The organism is Sphingobacterium sp. MYb388 (genome assembly GCF_037479535.1).
Classification (GTDB): Bacteria; Bacteroidota; Bacteroidia; order Sphingobacteriales; family Sphingobacteriaceae; genus Sphingobacterium; species Sphingobacterium anhuiense.
Genome location: NZ_JBBGYV010000001.1, coordinates 25721 through 49551, shown reverse-complemented (window position 1 = coordinate 49551; position 23831 = coordinate 25721). Strand labels below are relative to the sequence as shown.

The following is a 23831-nucleotide window of genomic DNA, read 5'->3' as shown; positions in this document are numbered from 1 at the left end:
GCTTCCTTTTTAGGAAGCTCTATCAGATTTCATTATTTAACGCCGTGCATCAATTTTTTAATAATAGGATTAAATACCATTACTAACAAACCTGCTGCTGCTGGAATAGCAGTAAACAAAAAGAAGAAGTGACTTAAGGAGTATTCCTGCTGAATAGTCTCAACTTGTCCACCTAATACGGCGGCAACTTTTTGCGCAATCGCAATAGCTAAATACCAGATACCAAACATAAAAGCCAGCATACGGCCTGGTACAAGTTTCGAAACATAAGAAAGACCTACCGGAGAGATAAATAACTCACCCAAAGTGTGGAATAAATAAGTAAGAATTAGAAAAATCATGGAAATTTTAACACCCTCACCAATTCCCCATGAGCCTAAACCAATGACCAAAAATCCAATCGCTACTAAAATTAAACCGTAACCATATTTCATCGCGGCAGAAGGATTATACTTAGACTCCCATAGTTTAGAAACCGTTGAAGCTAAAGCAATAATAAAAAAGGAATTTAATGTTGAGAACCAAGAAACAGTAATCTCCGAAGCTTCTTTAGAAAACTCATTTTTCAACATCCAGATTGCTGCACCCCAAATAAGTACAAAACAAATAATCAAAATGATATTAGATAAAGCAATTTTATTCCATGTCGCTTTTGCTAACTTGATTAATACCCAAGATATAAGTCCCAAAGGAACAATCGTTAATAACGCATTTACAATATTAAAAGTAGTCAAAGCAGCACCAGTTAAACTTCTATCGATATAATCCCGAGCAACTATAACCAATGAAGTAGCTCCCTGCTCAAAACTCATAAAGAAGAATATTAAAAAGAATGCTAGAAATACCACAGCTATCATTCTATCCCTTACAACTTTATCATATCGTCCTATACGAGATGCAATTAAATAGATGAAAAGAACTAAAGCAATAAAGATCATCAGGTATTGACCTCTCAGGAATGGTAAGTCCAATGCACTAAACATATCTATAATACCATTTTTAGACAATGGATCATTAAAAGCATATAAAAATCCTATGATCGAGATAATAGCTATTAAGATGTAATCAAGAGAAGTAAAAGGATTTCTTTTGTCAGCATCTTCTAACAATTTATCTTCAGCACTTAAGTCTTTCGCTTTACCTAATATCCCTAGATTACCCATTAAAGGTTTAGCAAACACAAATTGTAATGTCCCTAAAAGCATAAAAATTCCGGCTAAACCAAATCCCCAGTGCCATCCTTGTGTTTCAGCAATATAACCACAAAGCATCATACCAAAAAATGCCCCTGCATTGACCCCCATATAAAAGATCGTGTAAGCGCCATCTTTCTTTTCAGGTAGATCTTTATACATTTCACCTAATATAGATGGCATATTAGGCTTAAAGAAACCTGTACCGATCACTAAACATGCTAAACCAATAAAAAACATCATCTGTGTATCAAATGCCATTGAAGCATGACCGATTGTCATGATGATAGATCCAATAATTACAGCTTTACGTGATCCAATATATTTGTCGGCAATAATACCACCCAAAATTGGAGTTAAATACAGCATCATCGCATATGTACCGTATAATGCTCCGGCTTGTTCTGCACTCCATGCCCAGCCTCCTTTTAGAACTGCAGCAGTCAAAAACTGGATCAACAATACCCGCATACCGTAGAACGAAAATCGTTCCCACATTTCGGTAAAGAATAGGACAAATAATCCCGATCGTTGTCCTAAAACATTTGATTTATAAAAATCAGAAGTCGTCCCTCCTGAAAATGAAGCCTTAGATGCTTGACTCATATCAATAATTTAAATCTATTTATGCGTATTAAAAAAATGTATTAACAGTCTACAAAGAAACAAAAAACAATCGCATTTTTTACTGAATAATTGTATTATCTCTATTATAAGGCATCATTTAAAAACAAAAAGAGACGTCTCTACCGAAACGCCTCTTCTAAATATTATATAATGAGCACAGATTAATTGATACCGTGCATCATTTTCTTTAACACTGGGTTTAGAATTAATAAAATTAAAGCTGTAGCTGCTGGAACAATGGCAAAAATCATAAAGAAGTATGACATAGAATGTTCAGCAGTAATTTTATCAATATATGATCCTAAGTAACCACCTATAAAATTAGCGATTGCAGATGCACAGAACCAAAATCCAAACAATAGACCTAATAATTTCTTAGGAGATAACTTACTTACATAAGATAGACCAACTGGCGATAAGCATAATTCTCCTGTAGAGTGAAAGAAATAAGCAATAATCAACCAGATCATACTCACAGTTGCAGTCTTAGCTCCTTGAGGTATTTCACTTGCGCCGTAAGCTAAAGCGGCAAAACCGACACCTACCAAAGCAAGTCCTAAAGCAAATTTCACTGGACCTGATGGATTCCAGACCTTTTCCCAAAACTTACTAAATGAATTTGCTAATGAAATGATAAAAAAAGCATTTAAGATTTGGAACCATGAAGCAGCTACTTCTGTTTCTGTAGCGCCAAATTCTCTAAAAACTTTCCATAAACCTAAACACCAGATAACTGCAAATGAAATTCCTGTAAATATAATAGTTAATGGGTATTGCTTATAGATACGTTTTGCTAATGCAAACAAGACAACACTAACAATAACCATTGGTGCAATGGTTAAAATGGTATCTATCCATTTAAAAGTAGTAGCTGTGTTTCCCGAAAGAACACGTTGTGTATAATCTTTAGCAAAAATAGACATTGATCCTCCTGCCTGCTCAAATGCTAAGAAGAAAACGATACTTGCAATCATTAATACCGCAATCACAATCAAACGGTCCCTTACCACATTTGGAGGAATCACTTCCTCAGGTTCTTCTTCGTGATTTTTTATCTTTTCATCATGAAAAGCTTTGGTAGCTTTTGGAGACTCACCAATGACACCAAAAATCTTCTGGGCAAAGTAGAATTGCAACATTCCAAAAAACATAAAAACACCAGCTAAACCAAATCCGTAGTGCCAGCCAACCTTCTCTCCAATATAACCACAAAGTAACATACCAAGAAAAGATCCCGCATTAATACCCATATAGAATATCGTGTATCCCGCATCTTTCTTAGCACTAGCATCTGGATAAAGATTTCCAACCATGGAGGAAATATTTGGTTTGAACATACCATTACCAAGAATCATTAAACCAAGGCCAACGTAAAAGAAATTTTGGTTTATCCCTTCAAAAGCCATAGATAAATGGCCCATGGTCATAATCAATGCACCAATTAAAATTGCTTTTTTAAATCCAGTCAACTTATCAGCTATCATTCCACCAATTAATGGTGTCAAATAAACCAAACCAGTATAAAGTCCATAAAGCTTCATGGCTTCCTCATTACTCCATCCCCATCCTTCATCAGCAAGAGAACTGATTAAGAATAATGTCAGTAAAGCACGCATGCCATAATAACTAAAACGTTCCCACATTTCGGTAAAAAATAGGACAAATAATCCCGCAGGATGTCCAATTACCATCTTATCGTCCACACCTTGTTTTTTCAAATGGATAACAAGAGCTTCATCTCTTTCTTGATACATATAATATATTAATAGGGTTATCTAAGTTTAAAATTTTAGCAAATTAACAAAAAGTTATGGATTAATGAATACCGTGCATCATTTTCTTAATCCCCGAACTACACAAAACCAATATTAAGGCAAATATAAAAGAAACAACGGTAAACATACCAAAGAAATAAGACATAGAGTGTGTTGCCGTAATATCATCTATGTAAGAACCTATAAAACCTCCTATAAAATTGGCAATCGCATTTCCGCAATACCAGATACCAAATAGAAGACCAATGACTTTCTGAGGCGATAATTTACTTACATAAGAAAGACCAACTGGTGATAAACAGAGCTCTCCAACTGTCTGAAGAAAATAAGCCAATACCAACCAGATCATACTCACTGAAGCTGTTTTAGCCCCTTGAGGGATAGCTAAACTGCCATAGGCCAACGCTGCAAAACTTAAACCAACAATTGCTAAACCTAAAGCAAGCTTTATAGGCCCCGAAGGATTCCAAACTCTTTCCCAGATACGACTAAAAGAGGTCGCTAAAGTAATGATAAAAAACGAGTTTAGCATTGGAAACCAAGAGACAGTAACTTCAGAACTCAACGAATTGAATTCCCTAAATAATTTCCAACCGCAAAGTATCCAGATAATTAAAAATGAAAGTGCCGAACATATGACAATAAGTGGATACTTGGACCAGATCTTTTTTGCTAAAGCAAATAAAACGGCGGAAACGACGAGTATTGGAAATACCGTCAAAGCCGCATCGACCCATTTAAAAATAATCGCAGTATTTCCCTCGAGAACACGTTGAGTGTAATTCTTTGCAAAAATTGTCATTGATCCTCCAGCTTGCTCGAAAGCTAAATGAAAAATAATACTCGCAAACATAAAAATACCGATAACAATTAATCGGTCACGGGTTACATGTGCAGGTGTTTTTAACTCATTAGGATCATCTATTTCTTTTACCTGATCAACTTGTTGCAATTGGGGCGAATCGCCTATAATTCCAAATATCTTTTGAGCAAAATAAAATTGCAACATACCCAAGAACATGAAAACACCTGCTAAGCCAAAACCAAAGTGCCAACCAACTTTCTCCCCGATATAACCGCATAACATCATACCCAAAAATGCACCACCGTTGATACCCATATAAAAAATAGTGTAACCGGCATCTTTCTTACTACTAGAATCGGGATATAATTTTCCAACCATCGAAGCAATATTGGGTTTAAACATTCCATTACCTAAAATCATAAGTACTAATCCTAGAAAGAAAAAATTAGAATTTATTCCTTCCAACGCCATGGAAGCGTGACCTATGGTCATCGTTAAGGCACCAATTAAAATTGCATTTTTATATCCAAGCAGGCGATCAGCAATTACTCCTCCGATGAGCGGAGTTAAAAACACAAAACCAGTATAAAGACCATACAGCTTCATCGCTTCAGCATTCGTCCATCCCCATCCCCCACTTGAAATTTCACTAATTAAGAAAATTGTCAGCAAAGCGCGCATACCGTAATAACTGAAACGTTCCCACATTTCAGTAAAAAATAAAACAAATAAACCCGCTGGATGACCTTTTACTAAAATGTTTTCTACTTGCAGCTGATGCAAATGCTTGGCAAGAGCATCATCTTTTACCTGATTCATATTTTTGGTTTGTTTTAATATTTGTTTTTCTTTAAATAAGGAGTTGCAAAATACTAATTTAATTCAGTTGCCGTATGAACAATCGAATTTTTCATAAAACTGTTTTTGCCTTATCTTAAGCATTTAAAAGTCATACTTCAACACGCTGGCGACATGAGACAGGTACTAAATGGTCTTAAAGTAATACAATGACACACAGTTTCTTCACAGCTTAGAAAAATAATCAATCCCACAGATAAGTCTAATAGAGATTTAAATTCAACAAAAAAAACCCTTTATTTATGCAAATGCATAAATAAAGGGTTTCAGCTATCTAAAAGTTTTGTACGCTATTATACTTAACTATTAAATTGTTGGACGTAAACGCTCCAATAATTTTTTTGAAGCAAAAATACCTGCTTCTTCACTGATATTGCTTCCTTCGTATTCGATACCGATATAACCTTTAAATTTAGCATCTTTTACTATTTTAAGCATGCGTGCGTAATCAATTTGAGTTTCATTACCATTTGCATCAAAATCATGTGTTTTAGCACTCACTCCTTTGGCATACGGCATTAGATCCTGAACACCTTGATAACGATCATACTCATAAAAATTACCCAAATCAGGTAAACTTCCACAATTCTTTTTACCTACAGTTTTTAAAGTATCTGCTAACCAATCGCCATGTGATGAAATACCACCATGATTTTCAACGATAACACTTATTTTCGATTTTTTACCATAATCAGCCAAAGTAGATAAACTTTCTACTACAGCTTTTTTAACTTCTTCTGGAGTACCTTTACCAGCGGCATTTACTCGTACTGCGTGACATCCCAAAAAGTTTGCCGCATCAATCCATTTATAGTGATTTTCAACAGCTTGTTTACGTTTAGTAGCATCTTCATCACCTAAATTACCCTCGCCATCGATCATAATTAAAACGTTACGAACACCATTGTCTTTAGCGCGATTATTAAGATCTTTCAAATACGTCATATCTTGTGCTTTATCCTTAAAAAAAGCATTCACGTATTCAACTCCATAAATTCCGAATTTTTTTGCCGCTAATTCAGGAAAATCGATATTTTTAAGATCTCCCTTAAATAATGTTTTGTGCAATGACCACTCAGCTAATGAAATATCGAACCAGTTTTTAGGTGCTGCCAGCAAATCTAAGCTCGGCATTAAGGCTACTCCGGCAGCCGTTAAACCCAAATTTTTGAGAAAATCTCTTCTTGAATTCATAATTATAGTATTTAGTTTAAGTTCTTTATTTTTAAATATTACCCCAACCAGCTGTTAAAACATCAACCAGGTGAATAGTTTTTATTGGCAATCGATATTGATCGATATATGCTTGTAACTGAAGTAAGCATGAGGCATCTGTCGAAATAATGTAATCAGCATGCATATCCATGGCATTTTTTACTTTTTGCTCTGCCATAGCAGAAGAGATTCCTTCAAATTTTACTGAAAATGTCCCACCAAAACCACAGCAAACTTCACTATCCTTTACTTCCACCATTTCTAGACCAAGGACTTTACTTAATAAATGCCGCGGTTCATCTTTGATTTTACACTCTCGTAATGCTGAACATGCATCATGATAAACAGCAATCCCCTCTAACTCAGCACCAAAATAATCCTTCTTAACGACATTTACTAAAAAATCAGAAATTTCAAATATATTTTTCTGTATCGAACGACAGTGTGACTGCTCAATAGAGCCCGTGAATAAATCATTGTAACTATGCTTCACCATTCCGGTACATGATGCAGATGGCGAAACTATATAATGATCTGCACTAAAATCTTTTAAAAATTTTTGCCCAACAACTGTTGCCTCATCCCAAAAACCGGCATTATAAGCAGGTTGACCACAACATGTTTGTTCTGCGTTATAAGTAACTTCACATCCTGCTTTCTCTAACAGTCGAATAGTATTAAAAGCCGTTTCCGGATACAACTGATCTATAAAGCAAGGAACAAAAAGTTCAACTTTCATATGTTAATATTCTAAAATTTAAATTTAGGATTTATTGAACCGCAACAGACGAGCGAGCAGTAACAATCCAATTACAAAAAATAAAGATAAGGATAATGCCGAATATCTAATATTATGTGTCATTTGTTCAATCAGCGCAAACGAAAACAAACCCACCACAATTGCTAATTTCTCTGTAACATCATAAAAAGAGAAAAAAGCCGTTGTATCCTGTATACCTTCAGGAACTAATTTAGAGAATGTCGATCTTGAAAGCGATTGAATTCCTCCCATTACCAGTCCAACCAAAGCTGCCAATATATAAAATTGAATTTCGGTTGTTAAAAAATAAGCAGAAATGCAGATACTGATCCAAATAACCACAACTAACATCAACACTCGAACATTTCCAATACGAGCTGAAATAGCCGACATAATAAATGCACCTGCAATTGCAACAAGTTGAATCAATAAAATAGTACCAATTAATTTAGTCGCGCCCAAATGCAATACCTTCTCTCCAAATGCCGATGCGACAATCATTAATGTCTGTACCCCTATACTGTAAAAGAAAAATGCGGGAAGAAATTTTTTGATCTCCTCTATCTGCTGAATATGCCCCCAAACTGAAGAAATTTCTGCTTTTACCTTGTTAATTAATGACGAACCCTCACCTTTTCGGGTAGCCGGAATGTTAGGAAGATATTTGAAAGGAATAAGAGAAAATCCCAACCACCAAATTCCAACCATTAAAAAGGAAACCCTTGCCGGTAAAGAAGGATCAGTAATACCAAACCAATCAGGTTTCAATACAATGATAAAACATAAAATCTGTAAGGTAACACAGCCCACATAACCATAGGAAAAACCTTGTGCACTCACCTTATCTTGCTGTTCCACAGAAGCGATAAGAGGAAGATAAGAATTGTTAAATAGAACACCGCCTATATACCCCATCGCGGCAATCACAAAACAGATAATACCAACTTCCAAAGTTTCCAGCTTAAAGAAAAAGAGTCCCATACATGCGACTGCTCCAGCAGTAGTAAAAAACTTCATAATTTGTTTCTTCTTGCCATTTGCATCTGCGTACGAAGAAATAAAAGGTAAAGTCAATGCCATGACCAAATAAGCAAATGCTAAAGCAAAATTTGATAATGCCGTATTAACAAATTCAAACCCAAAGAACTTAACCACATCACCATGTTCTTTTGTATTGGTGATTGTTGTATAGTAAACAGGAAAAATCGTTGATGTAATAACCAGATTGTAGGCCGAATTAGCCCAATCAAACATGGCCCAAGAACGAATTAATTTTTTATTATCTTTTTTAATAACAGACATACTGAAGGTTTAGTCGATAAAAATAATAATTAAGCAGTATAAACTGAAATATTAATAATTCTGCCTGATATAAGTCATGATATTAACCATTTCCTTTCTAATAATCGCGCTTCTTTCATCAATAAAATTATTATTTAAAAAAGAAAAAGCAAGTTTTTTTCCAGATCGGGTTATTAAGTATCCACTTTGACAGTAAACTGATGTAATGGTTCCTGTTTTAGCAAACACAAATGGAACACCACGGTCAGTACTGTATGAACGTCTTAATGTACCATCAACGCCACCTGTAGAAAAAAGTTTAAATCGTTGAGATTCATCTGGAAGCTTATTTTTTATAGCCACTAAAACATCAATCATGTTTTGTGGCGTTATCTTATTATAAGAAGAGAGCCCAGATCCATCATGTAATACAATTTCATCCGAGTAATATTTAAAATAATGCTCCTTCATCCAGTTGCGGACTAAATAAGTATCAAACATCTTAAATTTCTGTAGTGATATCATCATGAGAATTTGCTCAGCGAGGTAATTATCACTAGGTAACATCATTTCACGTAAAACATAACGGGTAGCATTAGAGTAAAGAGTTTTTACCTCAGTTGGTTTACTATATTCAATGATCTGAATAGATTTATTTAAAGTGTCTGATAATAATCTAATGGCTAAAGTATCCGAATATTTAAAAGGAATTTCGTTAACATAGTTGGAAGGTACCTTTTCCCGAGATTGTAAGAATTGATTTCCAATAAATGATCTACTTAATGTAAACTTACCTTTATCTAAAGAATGATCAATCGTTAACTTATCTTGGAAGAAGTCTGGAACAAGCTTCAGACCATTGTTCGAATTCTCTCTAAAAGTAACGACATTTCCATAAATTGGAAATGTTGCAATTTCGGGTTGATAATAAGAATCAAAATCATCCATTGTCCAACCTGCAGCAAAAAAACGATTCTGCATAGGAGTTGGAATAAAGAACAGCTTTTTTTCTGTCTTCTTTAAAAAGTTGTAGACAACATGTGAATCCATTTTACTGTGTAAAAAAGTCGGATCACCTGTTCCCCAAAATAAGAGCGAATCACCTTTTTCAACATACTGTAACCCAGGAATTGAATCACCAAGCATTTCTAGAGCTGTATAAAGCGTAAAAACCTTAGTATTAGAAGCCGGTGTAAAATGCTTGTGACCATTAATATCAACTACATAACGATTACTGTCTAAATCGTATAAGGAAAATCCAAAAAAATGATCATTAAGTATTTGAGATTGCTGCAATTTAGCGTAAACTTCACTAAACACCTGGGCATTAACATTATAAATATTAATAACTAAAATTAAAACAATAAATATTCTCTTAAAAAATTCCATCCCTGTAAAACTACGAAAATTGAGACATAATACGGATTTAACTTGTTTCCCTCATGGCCATAAATGAGCATGAGGGAAACAGCCAAACAATTATTATTTAACCTAAGTAAACATTCGCTTTCAATATAAAAACAAGCAGAAAGCTATTACACTAAAAAACATTGCTTAATTAATGATCAGCTACTTCAAACATTTCGTATGAGTATTAATGAAAACTTACAGACAATCAATAAATATAAAGTAAAAGGTCCTTATATTTGTTCTTAATGAATGTAAGCAATTTATTAGAAAAAGCCTTAAAATTTGAGTTCTTAACCAAAGAAGAAGGCATATATTTATATCATAATGCAGCCACAGCTGATCTAAGCTATGTTGCAAATGAATTACGTAAAATACAAGTACCTCATGGAAAGGTAACTTGGCAAATCGATCGTAATGTAAATACCACAAATGTTTGTATTGCAAACTGCAAATTCTGTAATTTCTTTCGCAGACCTGGCCATGAAGATAGTTACATCACAGATCTTGAAACATACAAACAGAAGATTGAGGAAACCTTTATGTACGGAGGAGATCAATTATTGTTACAGGGGGGACATCACCCGGATCTTGGTTTAGAATTTTATGCGACTATTTTTAAACAATTAAAGGAGCTCTATCCAACATTGAAACTCCATGCTTTAGGTCCTCCAGAAATTGCCCATGTTGCTAAACTAGAGAATCTATCTCATATTGAAGTATTAAAAGCCCTAAAGGAATCCGGATTAGATTCATTACCAGGAGCTGGTGCAGAAATCTTAAATGATCGTGTACGACGCCTTATATCAAAAGGGAAATGTGGCGGAAAAGAATGGTTAGATGTAATGCGTGCAGCACATCAAATTGATCTCCCAACCTCAGCAACAATGATGTTTGGTCATATCGAAACAATTGAAGAACGTTTCGAGCATCTGGTCTGGATTAGAGAAGTGCAAACTGAAAAGCCTGAAAACCACTTCGGTTTTGTAGCATTTATTCCTTGGCCATTTCAAGATGATGGTACTTTACTAAAAAGGCTCAGAGGCATTACAAATGACGTAACTGGGGAAGAATATATCCGTATGATTGCTTTAAGCAGAATCATGCTTCCAAATATTAAAAACATTCAAGCTTCTTGGTTGACCGTAGGTAAACGAACAGCTCAATTATGCCTACATGCCGGTGCTAATGATTTTGGTTCCATCATGATCGAGGAAAATGTAGTATCTGCTGCTGGAGCTCCGCATAGATTTACAGCAAAATCTATTCAACAAGCGATCAAAGAAGCTGGATTTGAACCCCAACTGAGAACGCAGCGTTATGAGTTCCGCGAGCTTCCTGAACATATGGTAGAACAAGTCATCAATTACTAAAATCAGTGAAGGATATTATTCGTAACATAGAAGCAATTATATATGCTTCGGAAGACGGCATTACGTCGCAAGATATCAAACATGTATTGCAAGAAGCTTTAGCGATCGAAATTTCAAAAGATGAATTGCAAAATTTAATAGATAAGATCATCATTAAGCATCAAAGCGAAGATGAAGTGTTGGAATTAAAAGTGATTAATAACAGCTACCAATTTTTGACAAAATCAACTTACCATGAAACGATCAATCAATTACAGTTGCATCGGGACAAGAAAAAGTTAAGTCAGGCGGCATTGGAAACTTTAGCAATCATTGCATATAGACAACCTATTACAAAGCTAGAAATCGAACAGATAAGAGGTGTGAGCTGTGACTACTCCGTTCAACGACTTTTAGAAAAAAAACTAATTCAGATTGCTGGGAAGTCAGATTCAATAGGAAAACCTCTGCTGTACAGCACAAGTGCTCAATTTATGAACCACTTCGGCATTAATGGTGTAAGAGACCTACCACAACTTAAAGATATCGTTTCTGTAGACAATGAAATTGGTGAGGTCGTCGAATAACGACATTAGTAATTTTGCTCCGCATTTACAAATCAACGAATAACACTAATAATCAGCCCTTTAGATTGATTATTTTTTTTCAAAAAAAGTTTAAAGTTCGAATTTTGTTATATAATTTTACATTATTAAATAAGCAAAAAAAAATATAATTTTATGAACACGGCAATGATGAAAAGTGAATCTATGAATGTAGAAGATGATAAATTTGGTTCATTTAATGGACCTGATGATGATTCTGATGATATCTTAGAAGATGACTTTAATTTAGAAGACATTGACTCTATTGGAGAATTTGACGATTTCGGAGACGAAGACGAATTTTAATCCAAATCAATCACAAAGATCTATAGAAAACAACTTACGTTGTCAGTCAAAAAGTAAGAAGGCTTGCAGATTAATATCTGCAAGCCTTTATTTTATTCATTCCCAAAATTGAATAAAACCTATTTCTTATGCAATTGCTCGTAAAGATCAATAACTTTCTTTTGCAACTCGATAACTTCAGTTTCACGGGATTGCAATTTTTTAGTTAATTCTGCCAATTCATTGATAGCTTCTTTATCCTCTTCCATATCGGAAGTTGATAAAAGCTGAACTACTGACAAATTAAATAATTTCGAAATTTGATTTAAGCGTGAAAGGTTAACATCTGTAATTCCTGTTTCAATTTTTGAAAAAGCTGGAATTGAGATATCTAATCTCTTTGCAACATCCTCTTGGCTCCACCCTTTTTGGTGTCTCAGTAGTCTAATTTTTTTTCCTAGTGCATTCATTTGGTAGATTTTTTTATTTACAAAACAAATATAAAATAAAAAATCTTTTATTCAAAGTGTTAAGGCAATTTTATTAATAATTCTTAAAAAAATGATCCGCCAGCTCGGTCAAATTAACCCCACTGTAATTGCCAGAACTCATCAGCAATAAATTATTGCCTTTTGATTTAAAATTCTCAAGGAAATCGTAGAGATCACCTAAATTCGTCACAATGTCCACGTCTGATCGATTGAACGCGTTTCGGATGTCTTCCAATAGATGTGTAGTACACTTATTTACCTCCTTAATTGATTCCATATTTATAAAAACAACCGGAAGATCCGCTTCATTCATCGTATCTTTATATTGACTGACAAATTTCTCATCCAAACTGTCATAAGCGTTTAATTCAATTATTGCAACCAACTTTTGACTTGGAAATTGCTCTTTAATAGCATGAATACTTGCTTTCAGTTTCTTAGGAGTATGAGCAAAATCCTGATAAACAACAGATCCCTCGAAACTTGCTACAAATTCCAGATAACGAATTGAACTCTTAAAAGTTTTTATGGCGTCAAAGAAATCCTCCTTCTTAATACCAAGCCACTCACAAACCGTATATGCCCCAGCAATGTTTGAAAGGTTATGCTTCCCAAATACCTGCAAAGGAATATCACCTTTTACGGACTTAATATATGTGGTACCTTTATTAATAGCATATTCAGGAATCTGATATCCATGCCGATTAATTTTACAAGATTTAGTATCTGTTATAATCTTTTGCAGATATTTATCTTCTTTGTTATAAATCAGAGTTCCCTTAGACTCTATCGTATTAATAAAGTCTTCAAACTGTTTTAAATAGTTATCGAAAGTTATTGTCGTGCTATATTCGTTCCAATTTATACCGCTAATCAAGGCAATATTTGGTTTATAAAACATAAACTTTGACTTATTACTCAAGCTAGAAGCTACATTTTCATCACCCTCGATTAATATAATTTTGTTTGTTTTTGTAATTTCGATCAAATTATCAAAACCTTCAAGTTGCGCTCCAACTAAATAATCAAAAGGTCTTTCAAGAGTTTTTAAAACATGCATGATCATACTCATGATCGTAGTCTTACCATAACTACCTGCTATGATCACCCTCGTTTTATCTTGAGAAAGTTCTTGAATAAATTCGGGAAATGAATAAATCTTTAACCCTAACTCCTGCGCTTTTATAAGCTCAGGGTTATTGATAAGTGCATGAGCTCCTAAAATTACAGCATCAATATCATCGGTAATTTTTTCGTCAAACCACCCTAGTTGCTCAGGCAATAAACCTGCATCAATGAGATGACTACGGGAAGGTTCCACAATCTGATCATCAGACCCAGAGACCTGATGCCCCTGCCTTTCCAAAGAAATAGCAAGGTTATGCATGATACTTCCTCCTATCGCAATAAAATGTATGCGCATATTATTATTTTACTTTCACGAACTTAGCCGAGCACCAGTTGTCCATTACTTTATTGGAAACAAACTCAAAACCTATAGCTTCTGCACTCGTTCTCAAAATTGATAAATCTTCCCCATCAAAAAAACCACTAATATACAACTCTCCGTTTAATCGAAGAGACTTGCTATACTGCGGAAATTGTTCTAACAATATATTACGGTTTATATTAGCTAAAATGATGTCAAATTCCCGACCTATTAATGTTTCATATGAACCTAATTTTGATTCTATATTACTAACGTTATTCAGTAATTTATTTTCCTCAACACTAGCGATACAAACATCATCAAAATCTACAGCAAATACATGTCTTGCTTCTTTTTGTGATGCTAAAATAGCCAATATACCTGTACCGCAACCCATATCCAAAACTTCTTTATCCTGAATGTTATTTTCCAGGATATAACGAAGTATCATAGTTGTGGTCTGGTGATGCCCCGTACCAAACGACATCTTAGGATCTATTATTATTTCATAACGAATTTCCGGTTTAGCCGGATGAAAATTAGCTCTGACATAACAATCATTATCAATTAAAATCGGGCTAAAGTTACTTTCCCATAACTTATTCCAATTTTGATCTTGTATATCCACCACTTCATAACGAACCTCGAAACCGTCTTCTTGTTGAAGAATAACTGTTTCCAATGCCTGAAGATCAAGGTTTGCAGTTGGAATAAAAGCTGCAAACCCTGTCTCAGTATCTTCAAAAGTATCAAAACCTATATCAGCTAGCTCGGCAATAAACAAATCCTGTTGCCACTCTTCCCCTACTATTCGCGTAAATATTACCTCACTATATTTCATAATAGATTTTTACTTATTAAAAACTTTAACGATATCTAAGAAGTCTCTTGATTTTAAAGAAGCTCCACCGATCAATCCACCATCAATATCAGGTTGTGCAAACAATTCACCTGCATTTTTAGGGTTACAGCTTCCTCCATATAAAATACTAGTCTCATCCGCAACAGATTGATCATAATGAGCCGCTACAGTAGCACGAATAAAAGCATGAACTTCTTGAGCTTGCTCTGGAGAAGCTGTTAAACCAGTACCGATAGCCCAAACTGGCTCATAAGCCAACACAACTTTCGCAAACTCCTCTTTGGATAGATGAAACACCCCTTCTGCCAATTGTGTTTTTATAATATCAAAAAACTTTCCAGACTCTCTTTCCTCTTTAGTTTCACCAATACAGAAAATTGGTAACAAACCATGCTTTAACGCAGCATCAACCTTCTCACTTAATAAGGCATTTGTTTCTCCAAAATAAGCTCTACGCTCCGAATGTCCCAATATAACATAATCAGCACCTACAGATTTAACTTGACTTGCAGAAATTTCTCCTGTATAAGCTCCAGATTCAGCCTGGTGGATATTTTGTGCACCTACAGCAACATGAGAAGCCGTCTTTGCCAATTGCGCAATACTATGTAAATGAATAAATGGGCTACAAACAACGACTTGTTGGTCACCAACAATTTCATCTTTAGCCATATTCACAACTTCAGAGAACAAGCTAACTCCATCCTGATAATCCAAATTCATTTTCCAGTTTCCTGCTACAATTTTCTTACGCATAATACTTTAGTTTTTAAATGTTGATTGATTAATTTCTATAATTCTTTCAATTAGTCTCTTGTCTAATCTTTTATTTTTTGATAAAAATACAACTTCTAAATCAGAAATAAACTTTTGAAGTTGATAAGCTTCCTTTATGTCCCCGTATAGCCAAGTAAATGACGGAACAAATTTAGGATAAAAATCCGTCAATGCTAACATACATCCTGTACCAATAACAGTTCCGGTGTTAAAAGCTGACTGTATTCCAGATCGACTGAAGTCTCCCATATATAAACCACACTTCATCAATCCTGTATCACGCAATCCTTTCGATAAATAATCATAAAGCTCAACAGGAGATAAATTATTCTTCAAGTTTGAATTTGTTGTGCCCGCACCAAGGTTACACCAATCACCAATCACCGAACAACCCAAATATCCGTAATGCCCTTTTGCACTAAAATTCCCGATACTTGAGTTCGCGATCTCCCCTCCTACTACTGCGCATTCACCAATTGAAACATTTCCGTAAATCGTTGTCCCCATCTTAACAACAGCATGCTTTCCAATATACAATGGTCCTCTTAAATTAGCCCCTTCCATAACGACAGCACCCTCTTCTATATAAATTGGACCTGTCTTTGTATTCAGAGTCACACATTCCATCTCAACGAAATTACCGATATACAATTGATCACCAATCACCGTATTGCTCTCAGAATAAAGTGCACCTGAAAAATGTTTTGTCAAGATCTCAAAATCACGTATAATCTCCGTACCAACATGTAAATACAGATCTTCTATAAATCGGACACGAATGAGGGTCTCATCAAAAGGTATATGGGCCACCCTCACTTTAGAAGGCTCGTCAAAATCAGCCCTTAATGCAAGTAGATCATTACCAGACTTAAGATACTGGCCCTTCGACAACGAAATTAATTTTTCAAGAAAGGATTCATTGGGAATAACATTTACAGACACAAAGTAGAGTTCCTCTGCTTCATAAGATGATAATGCAATCTGTTCATCGATAGATAAAGAATTGTCTAAGCAATCATATAAAACAACAGCATCTAAAGCATGTTTCCACTTTTCAAACAAGGGAAGTATTCCAATACGTAACGAAGCGGTAGGTTTAACTTCTGTAAAGGGCCACAAAGAATCAGAGTTAAATAGATCCCCTAATCCATTAAAACATTGTAAGTACCTTGACTCTGTTGACTGATCAAATAAGATAACTATCACCCTATAAAAATAACAAAAAAAACTCGATAATGGATATTATCGAGTTTTAATATTGTGCTACCCTTAGGATAACAAAAATTACTTTTTGTTATAACGGCTACGGAATTTATCAATACGACCAGCCGTATCAACCAATTTCATTTTACCAGTATAGAAAGGGTGAGAAGTATGAGAAATCTCCAATTTTACAACTGGATATTCATTACCATCTTCCCAAGTGATTGTCTCTTTTGTATCAACACATGATTTTGTGATGAAAGAATAGTCATTTGACATATCTTTAAACACAACTAATCTGTAATTTGAAGGATGCAAATCTTTTTTCATTTTTATCTTATGATTACGTATATTCAATAATTGAGGTGCAAAGATAATTTATTAAAACCTTATTTGCAAGAATATTCCGTAACAAATATTCCAAATAAGGTATTTATTTTTTACCCTTTACTCCTACTGCAAATATAGTCAATTTTAGCATAAAAAAAGATAATATTTATTCCTTATTTAAGGAATATTGTTTAATTTAAACATAAATTAGAAACTACTTAATTTAACAAGACCACATTATGAGCAAATTAGATGAAAAAATCTCAGCATATATTGCAGAGGCAAAAAAATTAAAACTATCCTTAGAAGACTCTCTTATCGAATCTGTTACAAAAGGGTTAGGTCCTTCTATTTACAAAGCAGATGCTGAAACAATCGCATCTTCTGATCCTGAAGAAATTAAAAGATTAAAAAACAATTTTTTAATCAAAAAATTAGGTCTTACAGATGATGCAAAATTAGATGCGGCTATTGAAGAAGTTTTTACTCAAATTGGCAAATCAAACCGCAACAAATACCGTGCATTAGTATATGCACTGCTTGTTAAGAAATTCAAGAAAGAAAGTTTATACAAATAATTTGAATAAGAGTCATCCAACTCTTATACAAAAATCAATTCACCAAAGAATTCAGGTAAATGAAAATTAGGAGTTGGATGATCTATTTTATTCCAAGATAAAAAGTGAGGTCGAGGTAAATGATCTCCACATTTATAAAAATTAGCAAAAATCTTATTTTCCTTTAAAAAGGAATTTGTAATTTGATTATGTGTAAAAGCTGTAAATGGAATGTACTGAATCAAGCTCCATTTAGAGCCTGTTTGAGTACGCTCAATAGTACTAAATACATCAACTTGATCAATTTGCTCTTCTGTTAATCGCGAGCGCTCAGTCTTCACATTAGTGCCATACCCAATCAACCCTGCTCCAATAGGATTAAACTCAAAATTGTAATAGTGCTCTTTGTTATCAAATGAAATGAAGAATTCAACACAGCTATCTTCCCAGATATTATCATTGTGTACATGATATTGTGCCTTGATAACTTCTTCCTCGATCTCATACTGAATAATTATCGCCTTTTGATCATACGCTACCCTAAAATTAGCTTGAGGAATATATGGGTAATCTTCATTCCAGTTCGCGACATTTATATGATTCCAAGATGTAGAACGTAATAATTCATTTAAAGATTGATACCCCTTTAAATCACTATTTTCCAGATTAATTGATGATATAATGATTGAATTTGTCATATACAATAATACTAAATTAAAGCAAAAAGAGAGCATTGAAATATCAATGCTCTCTACTATTTGATTACTAATCTTGCAAAACTGAACTAATGGCAGTTTTTAACTCCTCTTCTTGTCTTTCCATCTCTTCAACCAATTTCAATTGCGTTTTGGTTCTAACGAGATTATGATCATCATACTTTGTTTTAAAATAATGATCTCCTTCAAGATAATCTGTTAAAAATCGTACACCTTGCATATATGGCAGTAAAAATACGCCTTCTAACAAAGAGTGCACCTCAATATCAGTTAAAAACTCTTTAGCTTCATTTAAATATCCTTCTGCGTATGCTGCATAAAGAGGAATATTTAAAACAATCTTAGACAAGTCTTTCTCATCTTCCTCCACTGGATTAATAATCGTACGAATTGCATCTCCAAAATCATATGCTACATATCCAGGCATGACCGTATCTAAATCAATCACACATTGCGCCTGATCATTTTGATCCAATAATACATTATTAAATTTTGTATCATTATGAGTAATGCGTAAAGGAAGATCTCCTTTAGAAGCTAGATCAAGAATTGTTCGCATACGGTCCTCTCTAGAGAAGATAAATTCTAAAATATCTTTTACGCCCTCAACACGTCCTTGTGAATCAGCCGCAATTGCCTTCCTTAAATTATCCAACCTAAACTGGATGTTATGGAAATTTGGCAATACTTCAACAATTTGAGTAGCATCTAAATCTGCCAACTGTAATTGAAATTGACCAAAAGCTTTCCCTCCCTCTGAAGCTTGCGTTGTCGTCTCCACAACATCGTAGCTTTTGGTACCATCAATAAGAATAAACATCCGCCAATAATCTCCATCTTCATCAAGATGATATAAATCATTTGATTTAGTCGGAATTATAGTGAGTACCCTTGACTCTTGAATTTCAATTGGTAAATGCGCAATTTTAGTTTTTAAATGATCGGTGACATGTTTAATGTTTAACATGAGACCATCAACATTTTGAAAAATATGATGATTTATCCTTTGTAATAAAAAGGTTTTACCAATGGTATTTCTTGTTGTTACACGATATGTATCGTTGATATGTCCTGAACCAAAAGCTTCCACACTTATGATATCTTCACTTAAAGAAAACGCTGCTGCTGCTTTCAGACCATTCATTTGATTCGAATTTGACATTAAAAATTATACTAACTATAAATAATTAAGTTTTTAACTGGACTGCAATATCCCAAATAGTTGTGAAAAGTGCTAATAAAATATCAACACAAACGTTTGTTCTTTTTTTTCATTTTAGACAAACGTTTGCACATTAAGTTTGTATTTTCAATTTTATATATTTGTTTGATAGCGAATTAAGTTATATCACACTAAACTCACAATATAACTTAAAAGGGATATTTAATATCCTGATTATAAAAGAACAAAAATTATGGACAGAAGAAATTTCATAAAATCTACAGCACTTACAACTGCTGGACTGGGTATCCTTTCTAGTACAGATTTATTTGCAAAAGATGGTAAAGTTAGGTTAGCATTTATTGGAGTAGGACTTAGAGGCCGTAACCATGTTGCTATCGCATTAAACCGCGACGATGTTGAAGTTGTTGCAATTTGTGATACACAAGAAGAATCTTTATCACAATGTCGTAAGCAATTTGATAAAAAAGGAATTAAACTTCCGAAAGAATACACAGGCGGTATCGATGCTTACAAGAAAATGTTAAGTAAAGAAAAGTTAGATGCTGTAATCATTGCAACTCCTTGGGAATTCCACAAAGATCAAGCAATTGACTCCATGAAGGCAGGCCTATATGTAGGTTGCGAAGTTATTGCAGGACTAACAGTACAAGATCACTGGGATGTAGTAAAAGCATCTGAACAAACAGGGAAACCTTACATGACTTTAGAAAATGTGGCATATCGTCGTGATGTATTGGCTGTTCTTAACATGCACCGCCAAGGATTATTTGGAGAATTACTTCATTTAGAAGGTGGGTACCAACATGATTTACGTGAAGTTCTTTTTAATGATGGAAAAAGCTACTACGGTAAAGGTGTAGAATTTGGCCCTAAAGCAATTTCTGAGGCACAATGGCGCACAAAATATAACGTAGAACAAGATGGTGATTTATATCCGACGCACGGTTTAGGTCCAATTCTTCCTTTCGTTAATATTAATGCTGGAAATCGTTTTACACACCTTACGTCTTATTCGAGTAAAGCGAGAGGCTTGGCTGCATATGTTGAAAAACAATCTCCAGGTCATCCAAATGCAAAATTGAATTATAAAAATGGTGATATCACCCAAACAATGATTCAGTGTCAAAATGGAGAGACTATCATGTTAACACATGATACGCACTTGCCAAGACCATACTCAATCGGTTTCCGTGTTCAAGGTACAGAGGGAATCTGGATGGACGTTGCACAAGGTATCCATATTGAAGGGAAATCAAAACCTCATACTTGGGACCCTGCAAAGGAATGGGTAGATAAATACGATCACCCAATTTGGAAAAAGTATGAAACATTAGCAACAGGCTCAGGTCACGGTGGAATGGACTGGTTTGTCTTCAACTCTTTTATCCAAGCTACCAAACAAGGAAAACAAACTCCTTTCGATGTTTACGACTCTGTTACAATGAGTGCAGTATTCCCATTATCAACAGAATCAATTAAACAAGGTAATAAAACTGTTGAATTTCCTGATTTTACTTCCGGAAAATGGAAAACGAAGAAAAACACATTCATGCTAGATGATAGCGGATTGTAAAATAACAAAAAGGCTTCTAAATAGAAGCCTTTTTACGTTATAGACGAAGGCTAATGCCCTGACAAAAGAGATCTCTCAATCTTTTTTACATATAAATTTCTAAAAATTTACTACATTTAGCCTAAGTATAAAAAAAACATGCTCACAGAAGTCCTTATTATATTAGCTCTAATTATTCTAAATGGAGTATTATCTGCATCAGAAATTGCAATCGTCTCCAGTAGAAAAGCCCGACTGCAAGCAGCATCTGACAAAAATAACCCTGCAGCTAAAATAGCCTTAGCTTTAAAAGAATCTCCAAACAATTTTTTATCCACTGTTCAAATAGGAATTACTTTAATAGGGATTCTAACAGGTTTTTTTAGCGGCGGAAGTATTGCAGTCTACCTGAAGCAGATATTTGTTCAAATCTCATTTTTAGCACCATACAGTGAACAGTTGTCTGTAGTAATCGTTGTTTTTATCATCACTTTTTTTTCTTTGGTACTTGGAGAACTAGTGCCAAAAAGAATCGGTATGGCTATTCCAGAAAAGTATGCCATGGTCATCGCTTACCCAATGAATCTACTGAGTAAAATAGTTCGTCCCTTTGTCTGGCTACTCAGTATTTCAACAGATTGTATTGTCAAACTATTTAATATCAAAAGCACACACAATTCAGTAACAGAAGAAGAAATAAAAGCATTGGTCGATGAAGGAGTGGATAGTGGAGCTATTGAGGGGATAGAACACGATATTGTAGACCGATTATTAAGCTTAGGCGATAAAAAAGCAATAAATCTAATGACCCATAGAAGTAATATTGCTTTTTTAGACCTAGAAGATAGTTTCGAAGAACATCGACATATCATTATGAACACGGAGCATACCATGTACCCAATTTGCGAAGGTAATCTTGATAACATAAAAGGAGTCGTACATGTAAAAAAATTACTTTCACAATATTTAAAAGAAAAACCGATAGATTTAAACAGTTTGATAGAACCTATTAAATTTGTTAACGAGCATAGCTCCGCTTACAGTATTTTAACAAGCCTGAGAGCATCGCATATACACCAGGCTATCGTAATTGATGAATATGGCTCTACACAAGGCGTTATTACCCTTCGGGATATTCTATCTGACCTGGTAGGTAATTTACCTGAAGATCAATCAATCGACAGACCTCGAATCCGTAAACGTGAGGACGGATCCTATATTGCAGATGGGCAATACCAACTGGATAAGTTTATGGAAGAGTTTGAAATTGGTCTCTCTGAAGAAGACGAAGATGAAATAAATAATATTACCACTTTAGGTGGACTTGTATTTTTGCTCCTTGACCACGTTCCTGAAGAAGGAGAACAGGTCCAGTACAAAAATATAAAATTTGAAGTCTTGGATATGGATGGTAATCGAATTGATAAAATTTCATTCAGAAAAAAAGGAGATGATTAATCATCTCCTTTTTTATTTGTGAGCATCAATAAGCTTATGTAGATCTGTTTTAGTAATCATTCCACTTTGCCTCCATACTTGAGTACCATTTTTAAATAATACAAAAGTAGGAACTCCACTTACTTTATAAATGGATGCTATCTTAGGATTTTTATCCACATCAATTTTTATAATTGACAAACTTTCATCATAAAACTCTTTTACATCTTGTAATATGGGTGCCATGGTCTGACACGGTCCACACCAAGTTGCAAAGAAGTCTACCAGTACAACATTATTTGATTTAATAATCTCATCGAATGTAGCCATTATTTCTCCTCTTTTAATTGTTTCAATGCCTGATATCCACCTCTAATATTTATTACATGCTCAAAGCCCTTCTTCTTCAAAATAGACATAGCAATCATACTACGATATCCAGAAAGACATTGGACATAATAATTCTTATTGTCTGGTAAATCTAGATTAAAGTTACCTAAATCTTTTAATGGAAAATTCATAGCATTGTCAATATGCCCTGTGGCAAACTCTTTTTCCGACCGGACATCTATTATTTGACCTTCGTTTGATAAATCTAAATAAGTCGAAGCATCGACCTCTGGTATAGAATCTAAAAGGTACTGCTTTTTATAACTACCCACACCTCCCTCAAGATACCCTAATATATGCGTATAGCCTAATTCTTCCAATGTTAAGCATACCTGTGCTACTGTTTCCTGATCTGAAAGGAGTATAATCGGTTGGTCTTTGTTGGCTAATATTTTTGGAACCCAAGCTTTAAATGGGCCGTTCCAACCGATAAACACCGACTTAGGAATATAACCTGCTGCAAAATCTTTTACCGACCTGGTATCTAACACCAATGCTCCTGTTGCTTCCAATGACATAAATTGCGTTAAATTCAAAGCTGAAACAGGAGGGATAAGCGAAATAGAAGGAGATCTCTTTTCACTTTCCGATATTGCTTTTCCAAAACCGATCTGTGTAAATGTTAAAATAAAAAATACTGTTGCACACGCGCCAACTATATAAGTTAAATATTCTTTTTTCATCTGTATTAATTTTTAAAAGAAGATAAAGCAATTAAAACCGATACTTTCAACTTCT

General features: G+C 34.4%; 23 protein-coding genes. 6 read left to right on the top strand and 17 right to left on the bottom strand.

Annotation, left to right across the window (positions count from 1 at the left end; all coding sequences use genetic code 11):
- Window positions 1-32: 32 nt before the first annotated feature.
- From WH188_RS00240 to WH188_RS00210, 7 genes are all read right to left on the bottom strand, one after another.
- Window positions 33-1799: a peptide MFS transporter gene (locus WH188_RS00240; protein ID WP_021189744.1), complete on the bottom strand. Its 1767-nt coding sequence runs from the start codon at window positions 1797-1799 to the stop codon at window positions 33-35.
- Window positions 1800-1981: 182 nt separating this feature from the next.
- On the bottom strand, window positions 1982-3574 hold the full coding sequence (locus WH188_RS00235) for a peptide MFS transporter (RefSeq protein ID WP_132772001.1): 1593 nt from the start codon (window positions 3572-3574) through the stop codon (window positions 1982-1984).
- A gap of 61 nt (window positions 3575-3635) precedes the next feature.
- Complete coding sequence (locus tag WH188_RS00230; RefSeq protein WP_132772002.1) at window positions 3636-5219, bottom strand: peptide MFS transporter; 1584 nt, start codon at window positions 5217-5219, stop codon at window positions 3636-3638.
- 345 nt (window positions 5220-5564) lie between these two features.
- Window positions 5565-6452 carry a sugar phosphate isomerase/epimerase family protein gene (locus WH188_RS00225; protein WP_132772003.1) on the bottom strand — a complete coding sequence of 296 codons (888 nt, stop codon included), beginning with the start codon at window positions 6450-6452 and terminating at the stop codon, window positions 5565-5567.
- A 31-nt stretch (window positions 6453-6483) separates the two neighbouring features.
- Window positions 6484-7212 (bottom strand): (Fe-S)-binding protein, encoded by a 729-nt coding sequence (locus tag WH188_RS00220; protein WP_132772004.1) that lies wholly within the window; start codon window positions 7210-7212, stop codon window positions 6484-6486.
- Between the two features lie 24 nt (window positions 7213-7236).
- A complete protein-coding gene (locus tag WH188_RS00215) occupies window positions 7237-8535 on the bottom strand; it encodes an MFS transporter (protein WP_132772005.1) in 1299 nt (432 codons plus the stop codon).
- A gap of 51 nt (window positions 8536-8586) precedes the next feature.
- Complete coding sequence (locus tag WH188_RS00210; RefSeq protein WP_132772006.1) at window positions 8587-9903, bottom strand: D-alanyl-D-alanine carboxypeptidase; 1317 nt, start codon at window positions 9901-9903, stop codon at window positions 8587-8589.
- Between the two features lie 266 nt (window positions 9904-10169).
- Between WH188_RS00210 and WH188_RS00205 the strand changes: the two genes are divergently transcribed.
- From WH188_RS00205 to WH188_RS00195, 3 genes are all read left to right on the top strand, one after another.
- Entirely contained in the window at window positions 10170-11294 is a 1125-nt protein-coding gene (locus tag WH188_RS00205; protein ID WP_132772007.1) for a CofH family radical SAM protein, read from the top strand.
- Between the two features lie 5 nt (window positions 11295-11299).
- Window positions 11300-11860, top strand: coding sequence for an SMC-Scp complex subunit ScpB (scpB, locus tag WH188_RS00200; RefSeq protein WP_132772008.1), 561 nt, complete (start codon window positions 11300-11302; stop codon window positions 11858-11860).
- A gap of 153 nt (window positions 11861-12013) precedes the next feature.
- A complete protein-coding gene (locus WH188_RS00195) occupies window positions 12014-12184 on the top strand; it encodes a hypothetical protein (RefSeq protein ID WP_165902458.1) in 171 nt (56 codons plus the stop codon).
- A gap of 119 nt (window positions 12185-12303) precedes the next feature.
- Here the strand turns inward: WH188_RS00195 and WH188_RS00190 are convergent, their stop codons facing one another.
- The 6 genes from WH188_RS00190 to WH188_RS00165 form a co-directional block, all read right to left on the bottom strand.
- A complete protein-coding gene (locus WH188_RS00190) occupies window positions 12304-12633 on the bottom strand; it encodes a helix-turn-helix domain-containing protein (protein ID WP_021189733.1) in 330 nt (109 codons plus the stop codon).
- A gap of 73 nt (window positions 12634-12706) precedes the next feature.
- Window positions 12707-14077: a Mur ligase family protein gene (locus WH188_RS00185; protein WP_132772009.1), complete on the bottom strand. Its 1371-nt coding sequence runs from the start codon at window positions 14075-14077 to the stop codon at window positions 12707-12709.
- Window positions 14078-14081: 4 nt separating this feature from the next.
- Window positions 14082-14924 carry a 50S ribosomal protein L11 methyltransferase gene (gene prmA / locus WH188_RS00180; RefSeq protein WP_132772010.1) on the bottom strand — a complete coding sequence of 281 codons (843 nt, stop codon included), beginning with the start codon at window positions 14922-14924 and terminating at the stop codon, window positions 14082-14084.
- 9 nt (window positions 14925-14933) lie between these two features.
- Window positions 14934-15701, bottom strand: a complete 768-nt coding sequence (tpiA, locus tag WH188_RS00175) for a triose-phosphate isomerase (protein WP_132772011.1) — start codon at window positions 15699-15701, stop codon at window positions 14934-14936.
- Window positions 15702-15707: 6 nt separating this feature from the next.
- On the bottom strand, window positions 15708-16928 hold the full coding sequence (locus WH188_RS00170) for a putative sugar nucleotidyl transferase (protein ID WP_132772012.1): 1221 nt from the start codon (window positions 16926-16928) through the stop codon (window positions 15708-15710).
- A gap of 78 nt (window positions 16929-17006) precedes the next feature.
- A complete protein-coding gene (locus WH188_RS00165; protein WP_021189727.1) occupies window positions 17007-17255 on the bottom strand; it encodes a type B 50S ribosomal protein L31 in 249 nt (82 codons plus the stop codon).
- A gap of 239 nt (window positions 17256-17494) precedes the next feature.
- On the opposite strand from WH188_RS00165, the gene WH188_RS00160 reads away from it, so the two are divergent.
- Window positions 17495-17833, top strand: a complete 339-nt coding sequence (locus WH188_RS00160) for a DUF2853 family protein (RefSeq protein ID WP_021189726.1) — start codon at window positions 17495-17497, stop codon at window positions 17831-17833.
- A 23-nt stretch (window positions 17834-17856) separates the two neighbouring features.
- On the opposite strand, the gene WH188_RS00155 is transcribed toward WH188_RS00160, so the two are convergent.
- Both WH188_RS00155 and WH188_RS00150 read right to left on the bottom strand, forming a co-directional pair.
- Window positions 17857-18510: a carbohydrate-binding family 9-like protein gene (locus WH188_RS00155; protein ID WP_339423035.1), complete on the bottom strand. Its 654-nt coding sequence runs from the start codon at window positions 18508-18510 to the stop codon at window positions 17857-17859.
- 67 nt (window positions 18511-18577) lie between these two features.
- A complete protein-coding gene (locus WH188_RS00150) occupies window positions 18578-19690 on the bottom strand; it encodes a phosphotransferase enzyme family protein (RefSeq protein ID WP_021189724.1) in 1113 nt (370 codons plus the stop codon).
- Window positions 19691-19943: 253 nt separating this feature from the next.
- Here WH188_RS00150 and WH188_RS00145 point away from each other — a divergent pair, with 253 nt between their 5' ends.
- Both WH188_RS00145 and WH188_RS00140 read left to right on the top strand, forming a co-directional pair.
- A complete protein-coding gene (locus WH188_RS00145; protein WP_132772014.1) occupies window positions 19944-21287 on the top strand; it encodes a Gfo/Idh/MocA family protein in 1344 nt (447 codons plus the stop codon).
- Window positions 21288-21425: 138 nt separating this feature from the next.
- The gene (locus WH188_RS00140; protein ID WP_132772015.1) at window positions 21426-22724 is read left to right on the top strand and encodes a hemolysin family protein; all 1299 of its coding nucleotides are present in this window, start codon (window positions 21426-21428) and stop codon (window positions 22722-22724) included.
- A gap of 12 nt (window positions 22725-22736) precedes the next feature.
- Here the strand turns inward: WH188_RS00140 and trxA are convergent, their stop codons facing one another.
- Together trxA and WH188_RS00130 are read right to left on the bottom strand one after the other, a co-directional pair.
- On the bottom strand, window positions 22737-23033 hold the full coding sequence (gene trxA / locus WH188_RS00135) for a thioredoxin (protein WP_132772016.1): 297 nt from the start codon (window positions 23031-23033) through the stop codon (window positions 22737-22739).
- The gene (locus tag WH188_RS00130; RefSeq protein ID WP_132772017.1) at window positions 23033-23776 is read right to left on the bottom strand and encodes a rhodanese-like domain-containing protein; all 744 of its coding nucleotides are present in this window, start codon (window positions 23774-23776) and stop codon (window positions 23033-23035) included. Before WH188_RS00130 ends, trxA begins: the two co-directional genes overlap by 1 nt.
- Between the last annotated feature and the right edge of the window lie 55 nt (window positions 23777-23831).

Excerpts from the sequence above, each read along its gene's own strand:
- WH188_RS00240 (WP_021189744.1), bottom strand. The coding sequence starts at position 1,799 with ATGAGTCAAGCATCTAAGGCTTCATTTTCAGGAGGGACGACTTCTGAT.
- WH188_RS00235 (WP_132772001.1), bottom strand. The coding sequence starts at position 3,574 with ATGTATCAAGAAAGAGATGAAGCTCTTGTTATCCATTTGAAAAAACAA.
- WH188_RS00230 (WP_132772002.1), bottom strand. The coding sequence starts at position 5,219 with ATGAATCAGGTAAAAGATGATGCTCTTGCCAAGCATTTGCATCAGCTG.
- WH188_RS00225 (WP_132772003.1), bottom strand. The coding sequence starts at position 6,452 with ATGAATTCAAGAAGAGATTTTCTCAAAAATTTGGGTTTAACGGCTGCC.
- WH188_RS00220 (WP_132772004.1), bottom strand. The coding sequence starts at position 7,212 with ATGAAAGTTGAACTTTTTGTTCCTTGCTTTATAGATCAGTTGTATCCG.
- WH188_RS00215 (WP_132772005.1), bottom strand. The coding sequence starts at position 8,535 with ATGTCTGTTATTAAAAAAGATAATAAAAAATTAATTCGTTCTTGGGCC.
- WH188_RS00210 (WP_132772006.1), bottom strand. The coding sequence starts at position 9,903 with ATGGAATTTTTTAAGAGAATATTTATTGTTTTAATTTTAGTTATTAAT.
- WH188_RS00205 (WP_132772007.1), top strand. The coding sequence starts at position 10,170 with ATGAATGTAAGCAATTTATTAGAAAAAGCCTTAAAATTTGAGTTCTTA.
- WH188_RS00195 (WP_165902458.1), top strand. The coding sequence starts at position 12,014 with ATGAACACGGCAATGATGAAAAGTGAATCTATGAATGTAGAAGATGAT.
- WH188_RS00190 (WP_021189733.1), bottom strand. The coding sequence starts at position 12,633 with ATGAATGCACTAGGAAAAAAAATTAGACTACTGAGACACCAAAAAGGG.
- WH188_RS00185 (WP_132772009.1), bottom strand. The coding sequence starts at position 14,077 with ATGCGCATACATTTTATTGCGATAGGAGGAAGTATCATGCATAACCTT.
- prmA (WP_132772010.1), bottom strand. The coding sequence starts at position 14,924 with ATGAAATATAGTGAGGTAATATTTACGCGAATAGTAGGGGAAGAGTGG.
- tpiA (WP_132772011.1), bottom strand. The coding sequence starts at position 15,701 with ATGCGTAAGAAAATTGTAGCAGGAAACTGGAAAATGAATTTGGATTAT.
- WH188_RS00165 (WP_021189727.1), bottom strand. The coding sequence starts at position 17,255 with ATGAAAAAAGATTTGCATCCTTCAAATTACAGATTAGTTGTGTTTAAA.
- WH188_RS00160 (WP_021189726.1), top strand. The coding sequence starts at position 17,495 with ATGAGCAAATTAGATGAAAAAATCTCAGCATATATTGCAGAGGCAAAA.
- WH188_RS00155 (WP_339423035.1), bottom strand. The coding sequence starts at position 18,510 with ATGACAAATTCAATCATTATATCATCAATTAATCTGGAAAATAGTGAT.
- WH188_RS00150 (WP_021189724.1), bottom strand. The coding sequence starts at position 19,690 with ATGTCAAATTCGAATCAAATGAATGGTCTGAAAGCAGCAGCAGCGTTT.
- WH188_RS00145 (WP_132772014.1), top strand. The coding sequence starts at position 19,944 with ATGGACAGAAGAAATTTCATAAAATCTACAGCACTTACAACTGCTGGA.
- WH188_RS00140 (WP_132772015.1), top strand. The coding sequence starts at position 21,426 with ATGCTCACAGAAGTCCTTATTATATTAGCTCTAATTATTCTAAATGGA.
- trxA (WP_132772016.1), bottom strand. The coding sequence starts at position 23,033 with ATGGCTACATTCGATGAGATTATTAAATCAAATAATGTTGTACTGGTA.
- WH188_RS00130 (WP_132772017.1), bottom strand. The coding sequence starts at position 23,776 with ATGAAAAAAGAATATTTAACTTATATAGTTGGCGCGTGTGCAACAGTA.